The 15,316-nt window shown below is 59.8% G+C and carries 14 protein-coding genes; 4 read left to right on the top strand and 10 right to left on the bottom strand.

Annotated features, from left to right (window positions below; translation table 11 throughout):
• Positions 1 to 11 precede the first annotated feature (11 nt).
• Positions 12 to 896 carry a type II secretion system F family protein gene (locus AC1RKH_RS05065; protein ID WP_493062210.1) on the top strand — a complete coding sequence of 295 codons (885 nt, stop codon included), beginning with the start codon at positions 12 to 14 and terminating at the stop codon, positions 894 to 896.
• 1 nt (position 897) lies between these two features.
• The gene (locus tag AC1RKH_RS05070) at positions 898 to 1,782 is read left to right on the top strand and encodes a type II secretion system F family protein (protein ID WP_493062209.1); all 885 of its coding nucleotides are present in this window, start codon (positions 898 to 900) and stop codon (positions 1,780 to 1,782) included.
• A 237-nt stretch (positions 1,783 to 2,019) separates the two neighbouring features.
• Here the strand turns inward: AC1RKH_RS05070 and AC1RKH_RS05075 are convergent, their stop codons facing one another.
• The 4 genes from AC1RKH_RS05075 to AC1RKH_RS05090 all read right to left on the bottom strand — a co-directional run bounded on the left by AC1RKH_RS05075 (position 2,020) and on the right by AC1RKH_RS05090 (position 5,198).
• Positions 2,020 to 2,346, bottom strand: coding sequence for a hypothetical protein (locus AC1RKH_RS05075; protein WP_493062208.1), 327 nt, complete (start codon positions 2,344 to 2,346; stop codon positions 2,020 to 2,022).
• A 474-nt stretch (positions 2,347 to 2,820) separates the two neighbouring features.
• Positions 2,821 to 3,210 (bottom strand): DUF6124 family protein, encoded by a 390-nt coding sequence (locus AC1RKH_RS05080; RefSeq protein WP_493062207.1) that lies wholly within the window; start codon positions 3,208 to 3,210, stop codon positions 2,821 to 2,823.
• 612 nt (positions 3,211 to 3,822) lie between these two features.
• Positions 3,823 to 4,602, bottom strand: a complete 780-nt coding sequence (locus AC1RKH_RS05085) for a response regulator transcription factor (protein ID WP_493062206.1) — start codon at positions 4,600 to 4,602, stop codon at positions 3,823 to 3,825.
• A 125-nt stretch (positions 4,603 to 4,727) separates the two neighbouring features.
• Complete coding sequence (locus tag AC1RKH_RS05090; protein WP_493062205.1) at positions 4,728 to 5,198, bottom strand: prepilin peptidase; 471 nt, start codon at positions 5,196 to 5,198, stop codon at positions 4,728 to 4,730.
• 75 nt (positions 5,199 to 5,273) lie between these two features.
• Between AC1RKH_RS05090 and AC1RKH_RS05095 the strand changes: the two genes are divergently transcribed.
• Complete coding sequence (locus tag AC1RKH_RS05095) at positions 5,274 to 5,723, top strand: TadE/TadG family type IV pilus assembly protein (RefSeq protein WP_493062204.1); 450 nt, start codon at positions 5,274 to 5,276, stop codon at positions 5,721 to 5,723.
• Positions 5,720 to 8,473: a PAS domain-containing sensor histidine kinase gene (locus tag AC1RKH_RS05100; protein ID WP_493062203.1), complete on the top strand. Its 2,754-nt coding sequence runs from the start codon at positions 5,720 to 5,722 to the stop codon at positions 8,471 to 8,473. The genes AC1RKH_RS05095 and AC1RKH_RS05100 overlap by 4 nt, the downstream gene beginning before the upstream one ends.
• Here the strand turns inward: AC1RKH_RS05100 and AC1RKH_RS05105 are convergent.
• The 6 genes from AC1RKH_RS05105 to pbpC form a co-directional block, all read right to left on the bottom strand.
• The gene (locus tag AC1RKH_RS05105; RefSeq protein WP_493062202.1) at positions 8,470 to 10,398 is read right to left on the bottom strand and encodes a pilus assembly protein TadG-related protein; all 1,929 of its coding nucleotides are present in this window, start codon (positions 10,396 to 10,398) and stop codon (positions 8,470 to 8,472) included. The two genes, AC1RKH_RS05100 and AC1RKH_RS05105, sit on opposite strands and share 4 nt — an antisense overlap.
• 112 nt (positions 10,399 to 10,510) lie before the next feature.
• A complete protein-coding gene (locus AC1RKH_RS05110; protein WP_493062201.1) occupies positions 10,511 to 11,068 on the bottom strand; it encodes a DUF4136 domain-containing protein in 558 nt (185 codons plus the stop codon).
• A gap of 28 nt (positions 11,069 to 11,096) precedes the next feature.
• On the bottom strand, positions 11,097 to 11,705 hold the full coding sequence (locus tag AC1RKH_RS05115) for a DUF4136 domain-containing protein (RefSeq protein WP_123423671.1): 609 nt from the start codon (positions 11,703 to 11,705) through the stop codon (positions 11,097 to 11,099).
• A 24-nt stretch (positions 11,706 to 11,729) separates the two neighbouring features.
• A complete protein-coding gene (locus AC1RKH_RS05120) occupies positions 11,730 to 12,479 on the bottom strand; it encodes a methyltransferase domain-containing protein (protein WP_493062200.1) in 750 nt (249 codons plus the stop codon).
• Complete coding sequence (locus AC1RKH_RS05125) at positions 12,479 to 12,781, bottom strand: MazG-like family protein (protein WP_477770257.1); 303 nt, start codon at positions 12,779 to 12,781, stop codon at positions 12,479 to 12,481. Before AC1RKH_RS05125 ends, AC1RKH_RS05120 begins: the two co-directional genes overlap by 1 nt.
• A 168-nt stretch (positions 12,782 to 12,949) precedes the next feature.
• Entirely contained in the window at positions 12,950 to 15,262 is a 2,313-nt protein-coding gene (pbpC, locus tag AC1RKH_RS05130; protein ID WP_493062254.1) for a peptidoglycan glycosyltransferase PbpC, read from the bottom strand.
• Positions 15,263 to 15,316 lie beyond the last annotated feature (54 nt).

The following is a 15,316-nucleotide window of genomic DNA, read 5'->3' on the forward strand; positions in this document are numbered from 1 at the left end:
AGGCTTGTGTGATGATCGGCCCGATACTGCTCAGCCTGATGTGCGTGGTGTTCCTGGGACTGTCGATTCGGCTGTTCTATCAGGGCCTGCGCAAGACCAGCACCGAACGCGTGTTGAATCGACTGGCCCAGGGGCAACCGCAGTTGATCATCAAGAAACCCGCGTGGGCTGGCCTTGAACGGGCCTTTTTGCGCGCGGGCCTTGGCCGCCCGACCGAGCGTCTGGCGCTGTGGCTGGTGCTCTGGGCCACCCTGTGCCTGATCGGATTTATTGCACAGAGCTGGCTTGGTCTACTGATGCTGTTGGTGGCGCCGCCCTTGGCATTGCGTTTGTACATTGCCTGGCGTTACCGACGTCGCTTAAGGCGAATGATCGAACAGTTGCCGCAGTTGCTCGATCACAGCGTGCGCAGTCTCAAATCCGGCCGCACCCTGGCCGACGCAGTGATGGGAGGCATCGACGCCAGCGCCGACCCGCTTAAAAAATCGATGGGGCGGATTCAGCGCAACGTGCAATTAGGCGTCAGCCTGCCCGACGCGGTGCACGATTTTGCCGAGCTCTTTGATCAGGATGAGCTGCGCATGTTTGCCTTGGGATTGAAGGTCAATCATCGCTACGGCGGCAACGCCAGCGAGCTGCTGGAGAACCTGATGAAACTGATTCGTGAACGCGAGCAAGGCGCCCGTCAGCTCCGGGCCATGACTGGTGAAACCCGAATGACGTCCTGGGTTCTGGCGTCGCTGCCCATTCTCATCGCGAGCTACTTCATGCTGACCAACCCCGGTTACATGCTGGGCATGTGGCACGACCCCGCCGGCCAACACATGCTGATCGCCGCGGTGGGTTTGCAGATCGTCGGGTGCCTGGCGCTGTGGCGCATGTTGCGGAGTATCTGAGATGGCCTTAGTGGTGAGCGCATTGCTGTTCCTGGGGGCCGTGGTGCTGGTGCTTGGCAATCTGCTGGAACAGCGACGGCGTGAGCGGCACGTCGCCCAACGCCTGCAAGGGCATGCGGTGCAGGAAAGCAAATTCAGCAGCTGGTTGCGGGCGCTCGGGGACAGCAAGTTCGGCCAGCGGTCGGTCAGCATCGACCGCGAGACCCAAACCCTGCTCACGCGCCTGGGTTGGCGCAAATCCAGCGAGCGCTCGTTGTTCGCCGCCTGCCAGATCGGCACGCCCCTGTTGGTGCTCGGGCTGGCGGTATTCTTTGAACAGGTGTTCTACCCCAACGCGCAAAACCAATGGCTCGCTCCGTTGCTGGGAGCCGGATTGGGTTATCTCTTGCCCAAACGGCTATTGGCCTACGCCGTAAACCGTCGGCAAAAAAATATTGCCATCGAGATTTCGACCTTCATTCCACTGCTACGGATTCTGTTCGAATCGGGGATGGCCATAGAGCAGGCTTTGCGTGTGCTCAGCACCGAGGCGCACAAACTGCTGCCGGAACTGACCAGTGAACTACGGCTGATCCTGACTCGGGTCGACTCCGGTCTGGAGCTCGGCGAGGAGCTGCACAAGACCGCGACACTGCTGGCCGTGGACGAGTTCACCGACACCTGCGTGATCCTCCAGCAACTGATCCATCAAGGCGGCGGCGCCATGAAATCGCTGCTCACGCTCAAGCAGTTACTCGACGACCGACGCCTGACGCGCTTGCAGGAATACATCTCGAAAATGTCCGCCAAGATGTCCGTGGTGATGATGCTGTTTCTGTTTCCAGCCTTATTGATCGTATTGGCGGGGCCGGGCTTTACTGCCATTGCCAGGGCGTTTGCGCCTTAGAATCGCAAGCGATGAGCACGACACCCGGCAGTTGCTACGGGTGTTAGAACGAAAAGATGTGTAAATACTTACGCCCAACCACGAAATGATCAATCTATAACAGCGAGCAGCCTCACCCATCGCTGAAATACAAAACGCCCGATGCGGTGCATCAGGCATTAGGGTGAAACAGGTATCAACCTACTCCGAGACCAGGCAGGATCAAAAGTGTTTATCCCCCATAATTCGTGATGAGGTTTACGCTGTTACAGTGAAAACTCCAGAGTTGTACCAGTATGAAGGAGTGCCATTCCTCAGGTGATAGCGGTAGTGAATGTAGTAATTTCCGATCTTTAGTTCAAAGTCTGCTTTATATCTCCAAGGATTATAAACTATTGGCGCCATTCGATGAACATAGTCGCCTCCCGGGCCATAAAACGCCAACTCAATAAGTGTATCTTCGTGACTCTGTCCTACTGGCCCTATGAATTCAAGATTTTTACGCGACACTTCTCTGCCTGTAGTGGGGGAAGATAACTGTCTATCCTGGGTGTCAGGGGAATTTTCACGTTGTTGAATTGACATGTTTTTGTCTCCGCCAAAGTTTATACAATGTTAGAACCAAGCCAATAAAAGCGTAAATCAAGGGCATTTACACCCTGTAAGAACTGACAGTTCCGACAAGCGGTGCTGATTTGCCATATCTGATGCATGCAGGACGTTTGCTGACCAAGGTCGCAGTTGACACACTTGAACATGTGTTCCGGCCTGTCTTCAGGAGACAAAGGGGAGAAAATTATTTTTATGTTATTGATCGTTTTGGCTAGCCCAGGCTTCACCGCCATTGCCCGGGCGTTTGCGCCTTAGAGCCGCATCATCAGGCGGAGTAGCCGCTCGTAGCAGCTGCCGAGCCCGCGAGGCTGCGTTCGGCCGCGAAGCGGTCGTAAAATCGGGCAACGCGTTCTATCAGGCAGTCCGCGTGTATAGGATTTACGAGGACTGCGTCCTCGAACGCAGCCTCGCGGGCTCGACAGCTGCTACGGGTGCCGTCCCAAGCGGTTAAGGTTTGACGACATATTCCGCTGGTTCTTCAGGATCCAGATTGTCCAGCGCTCGGTCTACCAGCAGCCGGATTCCATCAAGCATCCTGCAAATGCCTAATGCCACATTGCGTCGCGAGCCTTCGATTTCGAATGCCAGATCGGCGGCCATAGCTTTGACGGAGGCCAGGTCTTCGGAAGCGTTCGCCAACAGACTTTCGGTGTCGATATCCGGGTTGACGGCAAACAACCTGTCCGAATGCAGATCGCTGAAGCGTAGCTTCACAAGGGTCGGTTTCAGGTAATGATCGAGGGCACGGTGGGCAGCGTCGTGGAGTTTTTTCGAGTCGGGAGAATCGTAGGGGGAAACGTCGTCGGTTTCGGGGGGATTGGGGATGGATGGATGCATGTCGGTACTCCGAATATGAAATGGATATACCAAGTTATTCGGGCCGCGACGCCCGGACGCTGAATTGGCAGCGACGTTCAAAGGCTAGAGGTGGCGCTTCCGAGCGGCAACCTGAAAGACATGTCGGAGATTTCTACGTTGCTCGTGATGCTGTCATCGAGTTCAAGCCGCTTCCTACGGGCATTACACAACCCCCAATAACGTAGAAACAATCGAGCAAGATCAAAAGATCGCAGCCTGCGGCAGCTCCTACGAAGATCATCACCAGTGGCGCGCCTTTACCACTCAGGCCGGCTGTCAGGCCGCCGTGCTTTGCTTGTGATCCACCCGCCCCTTTCGGGAGGCCGAGTGGAGGTGTTCATCAGGGGGTTGGCGCACAGCGCCGTACGGCGCAGCCGGACACATCGAGAGGAGGTCGTCGCGAAGCAGACCGTAGGCGATGCCCCCTGATGGACACCGGAGCGAGGGAACGCCGAGCCTAGGCGAGGTGCCGGACGCTTGGGGCGAGCGTTTTTTTGCTTACTTTTTTTAGGCGCTTGTAAAAAAAGTGAGTCGCCGTCAGGCGAAACCCTAAGTGGCCGTTACCGCAGCAACGGATATGTACCCCAAAGCCTAGTGCGCCGTCACCCGCGCCCGCCCCCCAGAACCACTCGGCGACAGAGCCAACGCCAACTGCGTCCGATTATGCATATGCGTCAACCGCAGCACCTGCGACACATACAACTTCACCGTGTTCTCGGTAATCCCCAACTCACAGGCAATCTGGTAATTGGTCTGCCCCTTGCCCACCAATCGGGCCACATCAAGCTGCCGAGGCGACAGCTGATTGAAAATCGCCGGCATCCCCTCACGATCCACCTCACCGCCTGAACTCCCGGATGGCGACACAAGCGGAGCACGGCGAACTTTATCGAGGTCCTGATAAAGGTCATCGATGGATTCCGAAAGGCATTGCAACTTCTGATTCAAATACCCTAATTGGAGACTTCTTTGCCGCTCCTGGAGCGCGACTTCCTGGCGCTGCACCCCTTCGAGCAGCTCTTGCAGGTCAATCGGCTTCTGATAGTAGTCCGCGATCCCGGCGCGCAATGCCTTGATCACATCCTGTTTGTCGGCACGGCCGGTCAGCATGATGGCTTCGAATGTCCGGTGCTTGCCGGCGATGCGTTGCAGCTCCTGAACCAGTTGAATACCGTCGAGCCCGGGCATGTGCAAATCACAAAGCACCAGGCCGATGTCGACGTCTTCGCCGAAGCGCGCGATGGCTTGCTGGCTGGACTCACACGGGACGCAACGGTAGCCGCTGCTTTCAAGAAACTCGCAAAGCTCTTCCACTATCAACGGTTGATCATCGACCACCAGCACTTTTACTGCAGAGGTAGGCTTGTTCACTTGCAACTCCATGCCCTGTCCGAAGACTGTCAGTTCCTGTACCGACAACGGCAGGTTGTACAGGCTCCGAGTTGAAAGTAGACCTACTTTCCTACTATGTACATAGCGCTAGTCGCGCCACGCGACTAGTGGATCCAAGGCAGCGTCAGCAGCATGCCGATCAGCACGAAAGGCGCGAAGGGTGGATTTTTTGACAGTTCTGGCGCCAGGTACTGAAGACGATCTCTAAGTCCTTGACTCATATGCGGCCAGATTTTTGGAGCGATCAATAACCACAGTAAGCTGGCTACCCCGGCGCCGATAAAACTGCCGAGTAAATGCAGGTTGTCGGTCGCCAGACCGATCGTCGCCATCAGCTTCACATCAGCGGCCCCCATCCGCCCCAACACATAACCGGGCACGGTAAACAGCAGCGCCAGCAACAGTGCCCAACCACCCTGGGCTGCCGGCGCGCCCAGCCAGGTGGTGCCGGTCCAGAGCAAATAAATCAGCGCCAACAACCCTGCTCCCAACGTCAGGCTGTTGGCGATATGCCGTTGCTGAACATCCTGCGCCGCGCAGAGCGCCAGCCAGATCAGTAGGACAAAACTCTGCATCTGGTAAAAATCGTCCGCTTTGGCTGAATGATTCTATGCTGATACCACGTAGTCGTTGTCAGGGTAGACGCACTCATGAAATCAGGCCTCCCTAGAAAGCAAAAAGGCGCTGTGGCGATTGAGTTCGCCTTGGTATTCGTGATCTTTTTCGCGGTGTTTTACGGAATCGTCAGCTACAGCGTGCCGCTGTTGCTGATGCAATCGTTCCACGAGGCCACCGCCGAGGCGGTCCGGCGCAGCGTCTCGCTAGACCCGAACACGCCAGGCTACCAAACGGCCATAGTGGACATGGCAACCCAGGCACTACAGCTACAACTGTCTTGGGTGCCGAGCGCTTTCAACATCACTTATGGTGCGGGCGCGGACGCCTCGGTGACCTATAGCGCAGGCGGATTGCTGACGGTCAGCGTGAACTACCCCACTAGCAAGCTCAATCAAGTCATCCCGTTCCTCGTCCTGCCAGGTGTCGGCACCGTGCCCAATCTGCCGACGAATCTGACTGCACAATCGAGTCTTCAATTTTGACGCCTGGGGAAAAGCTCTTCGGCCGGCTGCTCAATCGTCCGCCGTTCCAGGAGCCCGACACGCCCCACAGCCTGGCCGCGCAGCCCATCGGGTTGCACCTGCAATTGAACGCGGCGGGCCGGGTACTGCAAATGAGTGGACCGTTGCGCCATGCGCTGGCGCAGCATCCGCCCGCCGACCAGTCCCCGCTGCTGATCAACTACCTGCTCCCCCACAGCCACCTGGCCGTCGAAGGCACACCCGCTGACTGGCAAGGCCAAAGTCTGGACCTGGACTTCTGCGGCATCGGCGGACAAACCTTGCACCTGCGCGGCTGGGTTCAGCCGGCGCCTGATGGCTGGCTGCTGCAGTTGCTCGACATTGGCGATCTGCTCCACGAACGTCAACAGGCCCACAGTCGCGAGGAGTGTCAGGTGTTCGAGGGACACATGAGCGAACAGCTTCGCCTGTGCAGCCTGATGCGCCTGCCGGACGTTCTGACCGAGCAGCTACAGGGATTGGCTCAGCGCTGGCACATCCCTTGTGTCGCCATCGCCCTGCTCGATGAGCAAGAACAAAGCTGGCTGATCTACAGTCAGTACAGCGCACACGATGCGCCCGAGCTGTGGCAAACCGGTCAATCGCTGGGCACCAGCCTGGACAGTTTGAGCGGTAACACCCCGCTGCGTTTGAGTGTTGTTCACGGCCTCAGCGAGCATCCGCGGTTGCAGGGGACTTTCGGTAATGCCGATGGGTTTCTGGTGCCTTATCGCGATGATCACGGTGTCGCGGCCTGGTTGCTCTGTGGCTTTTACCCGGTGCAACAGCGCGCTCCGGAGCTCAGCGAGCGTGACTGGTTGCTGCTGGCCGCAGCGTTGGCCGGGCCGCTACTGGGGCGTTTGCGCGAGCAGCATCAACATCAGCAACTGGAACGACTCGAAGCCCTGCAAGGCTTGCTCGGCACCGGTTGGTGGGAGCTGTTCGGCCACACTGACGAGGTTCAACTGGCGCCGCAATTGGCCCTCACTCTGCGTCTGGAGAGCGCCCGGTTACCGCTGGCTGAGTGGTTGACGCTGATCCATCCGGCCGACCGCCAAGAGCTGGCCAGCCGCGTGCAAGACCTGCAACTACACGGCAAAACCTTACTGCTGTGCGTGCGCCCGCACCGACCCGACGACGCCCACACACCGATCTGGTATCGCTTGCAAGGTCAGGCGCTGGGCGTGGGTGAGCAGCGGCGGCTGGTGGGTTTCATGCTCGACATCAGCGACATCAAAAATCAACAACAGCAAGCCGCCGCTGCCCATGCCCGGCTGGACAACCTGATCGCCAGTTCGCCGGCGGTGATCTACGTGCAGCGCTATGTCGAAGGCGCGCTGCAACCGAGTTTTTTCAGCGACAGCCTGCTGCCGTTGCTCGGCTGGAACCTGAACGATTTTGCTGACAACGCGATGATCGAGCGGGTTCATCCTGAAGACCGCGATCTGTATTTCGAGCGCACCCGCCAGTTGCTGCGCGAGGGATCCGTACGCGCGCGTTACCGTCTGCGCGATCAGCGTGGCGACTACCACTGGCTGCTCGATGAAGCGAAGTTGCTGCGCGATGATCTCGGGCTGCCGGTGGAGGTGGTCGGCTTGTGGCTGGATGTCACCGAAGCGACCCAGGCTGGCGAACAGGTCAAGCAAAGCGAGGAGCGTTACCGGATGCTGGTGGAAGATTCGCCCGCGATGATCTGCCGCTACCGTCCCGACTTGACGCTGACGTTTGGCAATCGTCCGTTGGCGACGTACCTGGAATGCGCTCCCGAACAACTGCCCGGTGTCGATCTGGGCAGTTGGTTGTCGGCCGAACAGCGTGAAGCCTTTGTACAGCGATTGCGCCAACTGACGCCGGAATTTCCGGTGAGCACTGCCGAGATCAGCCTGCAACTTCCCGGACGCGAACACGCCTGGTGGGTCTGGTCGGATCGCGGGGTGTTCGATGAGCAGGGTCGTCTGGTGGAAATCCAGGCCGTGGGCCGCGATAACACTGAGGTCCGCCGCTCACAGCAACAGCTCACGCAAAGCGCAAAAATGGCCACCCTTGGAGAGATGGCCACCGGGCTGGCGCATGAAATCAACCAGCCGCTGAACGTGATGCGCATGGCCATCGTCAACGTGCTCAAGCGCTTGAGCAGCGGCGATGTGCAGATCGATTACCTGCAAGACAAACTCAAGCGCATCGACGCCCAGGTCCAGCGCGCGGCACGGGTGGTCGATCACATGCGGGTGTTCGGCCGGCGCTCGGAGATCGAGCAACAGTTGTTCAACCCGGCACAAGCGGTGGAAGGCACACTGGCGTTGCTGGCCGAAGGCATGCGTGGCAAAGGCGTCGACTTGCGGATCAGCGAGTTCGGTTTCGAGGCCAACGTACGCGGTTACGTTGATCAGCTGGAACAGGTGCTGATCAACCTGATGGTCAACGCGCGCGACGCGCTGCTGAGCAAGCGCGAAGGAGATTCAGCGTTCAAGCCGTGGATTTCTCTGTATGCCGAACGCGACCACAACTCGCTGCGGCTGTGGGTGGAAGACAACGGTGGTGGCATCGATCCACGTTTGCTGGAGCGAATCTTCGAGCCGTTCTTCACCACCAAACCGGTGGGTGTCGGCACTGGGCTGGGGCTGTCGGTGAGCTATGGCATCGTCGAGAACATGGGCGGACGGCTGAGCGTGCGCAACTCGGTCCAGGGCGCGCGGTTCTGTATCGAACTGCCGATTGCGCTGAGCGATTAGATCGCCAGATAGGCTTTGCCTTTCTGCCCACAGGTCAAATTGAAACCCACATCGACCTTGTTGACGTCGATCCCCAGATTGAGCAGCAGGTCGTTGACCAACGGGTCGACCAATGGCGCGAGCAAACCATCGATTGCTCCGATCAGCAGCGTTGTTGCATTTGCCAGCAGCGATGACAACGTGTTGAGCAGGAAAGCCGTCAGACCGCCAATCGTCGGCGTGTGCTGAATGAGCGTTACGCCTCCTAACGTCCCGCTCAAACTGCCTACGACACCCGATACCGAAACGGTGTGAGTCGGCAGTGGCGGGACATTGATTTCCTTGGGGTTGTTGTAGGTGTAATTCGGGTCACTGGTCCCGGCGATCGGGCTATCGATCATGATTTCACTGCCACCGCCGGCAAACGGCGTGCGCGGACCACAGATAAAGGTCAATCCGTGGCAAGTCTTGCTGCCGATATCGACCAGGGTTAACGGCGAAAGAGCTGACAACGGTGACGAGGAAAGCCAAATCGCGGGGTCTATTCTGCCGACTTTGACTTTGAGCGCGGTAATGTCCGTGGTGGCGGTGAGACTTTTACTGGTCGGACTGACACATGAGTAGTCGGTGACATAACTACTACCCACACCGGCTTCCAGCCCCACGTCCAGATTGAGACCCTCAGGCGCTATTTGCAGATCTGTTTGAGTGCAGGTTGCCAACAGACACTCCGGTGCCAGCAGCGTGTTAATGGAAACGATGATCGGGCTCAGCAGCGTATTAACCAGCTGCAACACAGCGTTGATCAGGGAAAGGTCGACCGTTGTGAGAACTCTTACCTGCGCCGTTTTCACATAGATTCGGTTCACGCCCAACGGGTCAGCCTTGGCCAGCTCCGGATCGCCGATGGCAGAAAACTGCGGCGGCTCAATCACTCGTATACGCGTCGTCACACCCAGCAGACCCAATACGTTCACCGGTAGAACCGCGGTCACTGCAGCGTTTTTATTCGCCAGCTGGACAAAGCCCTGAACCAGTTGGAACAGTTGCACCGTGGCGTCCAGACTTGCCGCCGAGCTGCCCGCCTGAAGTTGAAGTACATCGCCGAGTTTGATCGACGGTGCATTGGTGGTCCCCAGCTGCAAACTGGTCAAAGCCGTCGTTACATCGGCCGAGGCACCATTCTGACCCGCAACCGTTGCAGCAGCGTGGATGAACTGAGTCACCGTTCCTTGCGCGCTGAGCAATGCCGTGTAATCACCTGCGGTTACCCCCAGCTCGATGGCTAACTGGTCCATGAAACTGAGCAGGTTGATATCGGTATTGACCAAGCCATCCCAGCCCAGCGCTGTCAGGTTCACGTTGCCGCCCAGAAGGCTCGAGAACAGTGGATTCAAAAGGTTCGACCTGGCGGTGTCGACGCTTACGAGTGAGCTGCGAATACTCAACTGCGCCAGCGTCGGCTTGGGCGCCGCTGCCACCGCAGTGGCCGTCAACAGGGTATTGGCACTGGCCGAAGCCCCACTGAACAACGCTTGAAGAGCACCCACCGCACTGGTCGGCACCACATTGGTGGCAACTACCTGAATGGCCGTCGAGTTCGCAGCATTGGCGACGAAGGTGCGCAGGTTGGTCGCCGGCGTCACCAGCGAGCCGCAGGTGGTGCTCAGGGTGCTGGTGCTGCTGACGATGAACCCATTCCGCGCCGCGCTCTGCCCGGCGTAACTGGCCGCTGTCAGGCCCGGCAGGCAGTTGCCACCGCGGCTGACCGCTTCCAGCGCGGCGTTGTCCGCCACCCGTTGCAACTTGCGCTGTTCCAGATAGAGCCGGCCGCTGTCGACCACCAACAAAGCAAACAATAGCGCGAGGCCGAAGGTCATTGCCGCGAGCAAACCGATAGCGCCACGTTGTCGGGCCGGGCCGCGAAACTGCAAACGAGGAGACATCGAGCACTCCTTTGCCGGCGCACTGCCGAGCGCTACCTCCGGGGGTGCAAGCAGTGTAGTCAAGGCTCGGGCACTGCGCTGGCAAACTGCTATCGCAGGTGATTGAAGCGCTTTATCTCGGTGGGTAGTTGCTCAATATCCGCCCTACTGTCTCGCGAATCGCGGCGCTGCGGTCGGCGGGCTGAGGCGATCGGCTGAGCAACTGCTCATCGCTGCCACGCCAGACCAGCTTGCCATCCTTGCCATCGAACAGGTCGATCTGAAGCGTGGCGACCTTGTAAGAGACGTTGCGGGTTTCGTTGTACATCGGCGCGCCCCAGTAACCGTTCCAGGGGCCACCCCAACCACCACCGTAATTAGTGGTGATCTGTTGCTGGCGATCCTCGACGATCAGGTAGGTCCGCACATTGACGTCAGCCTTGGCACCGGTAGCTGCCGGGCGCAGACCACGCTGGTCGAGTTGGTCGGCAACCGCCTGGCGAATGCGTTGTTCGGTGAGGTCGCTCTTGATCCGGGGATCGTCGGGACGGTATTGCAAGGCAGGCTCTTTCCAGGCCCAACTGCGATAGGCGGCGAAGTCGCGGCTGGCATCAAAATCGTGATTGACCTGGGTCGATTGGCAAGCGCTGAGCAACACAGCGCACGCCAGTAATGAGAGACGGCGGGACATGATTTTTCTCCGGTTCGAGTCAGGGAACCTAACTGGGAGGATACGCCGCTACCGCCTTTTCCACAGCTGTTCGTAACGCATCACCGCGCTCGATTTCGTTGCCCTGAAGGCCGGTTTCAGCGCTGGCACTCCAGACCGGTTGCCCGGTACCGGCGTCGAACAAGTCCACCCGAATCACCAGCACTTGCACCTGATAGGTACGGACGATCGGCACCGTGTTGTACATGCCGTAGCCGTTGCCGTAACGGTTATAACCACCGTAGCCGCCATAGCCGTAATCGTCCTGAACCTGTTTCAGGCGGGTTTCCTGGTGCAGGTCGGCGCTGACCCACAGGTCGGCCGGACGATTGTCGTGCAGCGGACGCAATCCCCGTTGATCCAGCGCATTGCTGACCGCTTCGGCGATCTGCGCCGAGTCGGCCCAGGCCGAGCCGTTGGGCAACCGGCCGTTGAGCCAGGCCCAGCTGTGGTAGCGAGCATAATCACGCGGTGGCGCCGGGTAGGCGCTGCGATCAAATGTCTTGGCAGCTTGCGGTGGGGCCGGCGGTAGCGGGTTGGAGCTGGCGATATACGGATTGCTGCCCTGGCAGGCACCGAGCCCCAGACACAGCATGATCAATCCCAAACGGCGTTTCATGATGCTCTCCACAGGAACCATGGTTCAGACCGGGCGGCAGATCCAGTGCAGGTAACGCCCCAGACCCGCAAAGCTCGGGTGACGACGGTGGGCCAGTTCCATTTCCAGCAAGTCGATGAGTTCGGCACGGGCCTGGAATTCCAACGGCATGTAGTCGTGAAAAACCCGCACTCCGCTCTGGGTTTCGACCTGCCACAAGCCTTCCAGTTGCGTCGCCAGTTCGCGCGGATCCAGCGGCATTTGCGGGGTCAGGCTCTGCTTCTCGCCCGCCATGTCGTTCTTGCGCATCTTGCGGAAATGGCCCTTGAGCAAGTTGCGGTAAATCAGCGCATCACGGTTATAGAACGCCAGCGACAGCCAGCCGTCTTTAGTCGTCAGTTGATGCAGCACCGGCAGAATCGCGTGAGGCTCGGCCAGCCATTCCAGCACCGCGTGGCACAGCACCAGATCATAAGGTTCGGTGAGCTGACCCAGCAGCTCTTGCCACGGCGCCTGGATAAACGTTGCCGTTTGCCCTGCGTCGGCGAAGCGCTGGCGGGCGCCTTCGAGCATTGGTTCGGCAGGCTCGGCCAGGGTTACTTGATGGCCGCGCTGGGCCAGCCATAACGACATGTGTCCCAGACCGGCGCCGATATCCAGCACCCGTAATGGTCGATCCGGCAGGGCTTCAGCCAGATCGGCCTGAAGCACCGCCAGACGGATCGCGCCTTTGGCACCGCCGTAGATTTTTTCGGCGAAACGGGTCGCCAACTGATCGAAATGACGGTCGTTCATCAGCTGAACCGCCGTTCGCTGTCAGCCAGCTTGCTGCGTACTACCTGTTCCATGTCCAACCCCAACTCGCTGCACAGCAGCAGTAGATAGAGCACGATGTCACCGACTTCCTGACCGGCATGGGCAAGTTTGTCCGCCGACAACTGGCGCGACTGGTCTTCGCTCAGCCACTGGAAAATTTCCACCAGCTCGGCCATTTCGACGCTGGCGGCCATGGCCAGGTTTTTCGGGCTGTGAAATTGCCGCCAGTCGTTGCGGTCACGGATGCAGTGTAGGCGTTCGGTCAGTTCAACAAGGTTCATCGGGCTCTCCTGAAGGCGTATAGCTTCAGGCCGATTTTCTCAGGAAGCAAGCTGTCGCTGCGCGACAGATCGCGAGCAGGCTCGCTCCCACATTAGTTTTGCACTGACAACTAAAAAGTGTGTCTTACGCGAATCCAGTGTGGGAGCGAGCTTGCTCGCGATGGCGGACTAATCGACGACGTTGAACTCGACCCGTGCCGTCTGCCCGCCCTCATCGAGCACACTCAACTCAACGCGCCCAAGCTGCTCAAAGGTGGCGTTGATGCTCTCTTGATTAGCGCTGTCGCCCAGCGGCGTGCCGTTGACGAACCACCAGCGCCGTCCACTGCCGCCGAGTGCCGACAGCTTCAGTCGCAGCAGTTCCTGACTGGCCGCTGGCCGGCGCAGTTGATCACCTTCACGTACGCCAACAATCGACAGCGGCGAAGACGCCGCCAGCACTGGCCCTGGGCAATCCGGGTCATTGGCCGGCAAGCGCGCTTCACGGCGTTCGACCCGTGGCAGCCAAGGCTCCAGCGGTGCCGGCCACAAGGCAATATCCCGAGCCACGGCGCCTGGGCATTTGGCGTCGACCCGCAGACCTTTGGCGTTGACCCAGACCTTCTCCAGCAGTCCCACGCTCAGCGGCTGATCCATGGCCTGAAGCGTCGGCGGCGTAGTGCCGTCCAACGTCCAGGCGAAGCGCTGGCGACGGCAGTTCGGGTCATTGCGGCTCATCGGCTGACCCAGTGGCCAACAGATCGCCGCCACCCCGACGTTCAACGGCACCGGTTCTACCGGCGCGCTGATGCCACGCTGGCTGTCGCGGTTGATCAACACGTCGTGGACTTGCAGCATCAACGGTGCCGCCGACGCCAGGCCAAATTGCCCCGGCACCGGCGTGCCGTCCGGGCGACCGATCCAGATACCGATCAGGTAACGCGGCCCGACGCCAATCGCCCAGGCATCGCGAAAGCCATAGCTGGTGCCGGTTTTCCAGGCCAGCACCGGGCGCTGCACCAACTCGGCGCGCGGATCGCGGTCGGGACGCGCCTGCCCACTGAGAATTCGCCGCACGATCCACGCCGAACCCGGTGACAGCAGCGGCCGCTCACGCAGCTCATCGTCGGGCTGCAAACGGAGGTTGGCGCTCTTGCCGCCACGGGCGAACGCGCTGTAACCGCTGACCAGATCCTCCAGACGACTACCAGCACCGCCAAGGATCAACGCCAGGTTCGGCTCGGCCAGTGGCGGCAAGGTCAACGGCATGCCGCCGATACGCATTTCGGCGGCAAAGCGTTTCGGCCCGTAGGCTTCGAGCAACTGCACCGCCGGCAGATTCAATGAGGTCGACAGCGCGCTGCTGGCCGGCACCGGGCCGCTGAAGCCCATGGAAAAGTTGCCCGGCCGATAATCGCCGTAACGCCGAGGTACGTCCTGCAGCAGCGATTCGGAATGAATCAGACCGGCGTCCATGGCCATGCCGTAAAGAAAGGGTTTGAGGGTGGAACCGGGCGAACGCATCGCACTGATCATGTCCACATGGCCAAATCGCCGGTCGTCATTGATATCCACCGAACCGAGATAGGCGCGCACCGCCATGCTTTCTTCCTCGACCACCAGAATCGCCGCCGAGGTGTACTCCGGCAGGCGTGCGCGCCAGCCCAGCAGCAAGTCTTCGAGACGCCGTTGCAGGTTGGCGTCGAGGGTGGTGCGAATCAGTGGCGGGCTGTCCGGACGGTTCAAGCGCCGCGCCAATAGCGGCGCGAGGCTCGGTTCCAGACGGGGCGCCAGCAGCAACGGTTCTTCCAGTGCTTCATCGACCGCCGATTGCGGCCACACCTGAAATTGCGCCAGCCGCCGCAGCACTTTGTCCCGCGCCACTTGCGCGCGCGCCGCGTGTCGATCCGGACGCAAGCGGCTCGGAGCTTGCGGCAATACCGCCAGCAACGCGGCTTCAGCGTGGGTCAGGTGTTTCGGCGACTTGCCCAGGTAAGCCCAACTCGCCGCCGCCACGCCTTGTAGCGTGCCGCCGAACGGTGCGCGGTTGAGGTAAAGGCTGAGAATCTGATCCTTGGACAGGTGCCATTCCAGTTGTGCGGTACGCCACAATTGGCGCAGCTTGCCGAACAGCGTTCGCGAATGCGGATCGAGCAGCCGCGCGACCTGCATCGACAAAGTGCTGCCGCCGGACAACACCCGTCCGCCGGTGAGGTTTTGCCACGTCGCCCGACCGAGCGCCAACGGGTTCACGCCGGGATGCCGATAGAACCAGCGGTCTTCATAGGTCAGCAGCGCGTCAAGGTAGTAGGGCGATACCTGCGACGTTTCCACCGGATAGCGCCACACGCCATTGGCATCGGCGAACCGCCACAGCGGCGTGCCGTCTTCGGCCAGCACCACCCTTGCCAGGTCGTCCTTGGGCAAGGGCAACGGCCAGATCCGGTCAGCCAGCCACAGCAGCGCGACCAGAAGCAGCAAGCTACCTGAAGCCCAACGCAGAAGCTTGCCCAGTGGGCGCAGACGTTCAGTTACTATTCGCAAATTCAAACCACC

This window comes from Pseudomonas sp. GW822-FHT06B12, from assembly GCF_058799675.1.

Bases quoted from the DNA above. Each gene is read 5' to 3' on its own strand.
- AC1RKH_RS05065 (WP_493062210.1), top strand. From the start codon at position 12: ATGATCGGCCCGATACTGCTCAGCCTGATGTGCGTGGTGTTCCTGGGA.
- AC1RKH_RS05070 (WP_493062209.1), top strand. From the start codon at position 898: ATGGCCTTAGTGGTGAGCGCATTGCTGTTCCTGGGGGCCGTGGTGCTG.
- AC1RKH_RS05075 (WP_493062208.1), bottom strand. From the start codon at position 2,346: ATGTCAATTCAACAACGTGAAAATTCCCCTGACACCCAGGATAGACAG.
- AC1RKH_RS05080 (WP_493062207.1), bottom strand. From the start codon at position 3,210: ATGCATCCATCCATCCCCAATCCCCCCGAAACCGACGACGTTTCCCCC.
- AC1RKH_RS05090 (WP_493062205.1), bottom strand. From the start codon at position 5,198: ATGCAGAGTTTTGTCCTACTGATCTGGCTGGCGCTCTGCGCGGCGCAG.
- AC1RKH_RS05095 (WP_493062204.1), top strand. From the start codon at position 5,274: ATGAAATCAGGCCTCCCTAGAAAGCAAAAAGGCGCTGTGGCGATTGAG.
- AC1RKH_RS05105 (WP_493062202.1), bottom strand. From the start codon at position 10,398: ATGTCTCCTCGTTTGCAGTTTCGCGGCCCGGCCCGACAACGTGGCGCT.
- AC1RKH_RS05110 (WP_493062201.1), bottom strand. From the start codon at position 11,068: ATGTCCCGCCGTCTCTCATTACTGGCGTGCGCTGTGTTGCTCAGCGCT.
- AC1RKH_RS05115 (WP_123423671.1), bottom strand. From the start codon at position 11,705: ATGAAACGCCGTTTGGGATTGATCATGCTGTGTCTGGGGCTCGGTGCC.
- AC1RKH_RS05120 (WP_493062200.1), bottom strand. From the start codon at position 12,479: ATGAACGACCGTCATTTCGATCAGTTGGCGACCCGTTTCGCCGAAAAA.
- AC1RKH_RS05125 (WP_477770257.1), bottom strand. From the start codon at position 12,781: ATGAACCTTGTTGAACTGACCGAACGCCTACACTGCATCCGTGACCGC.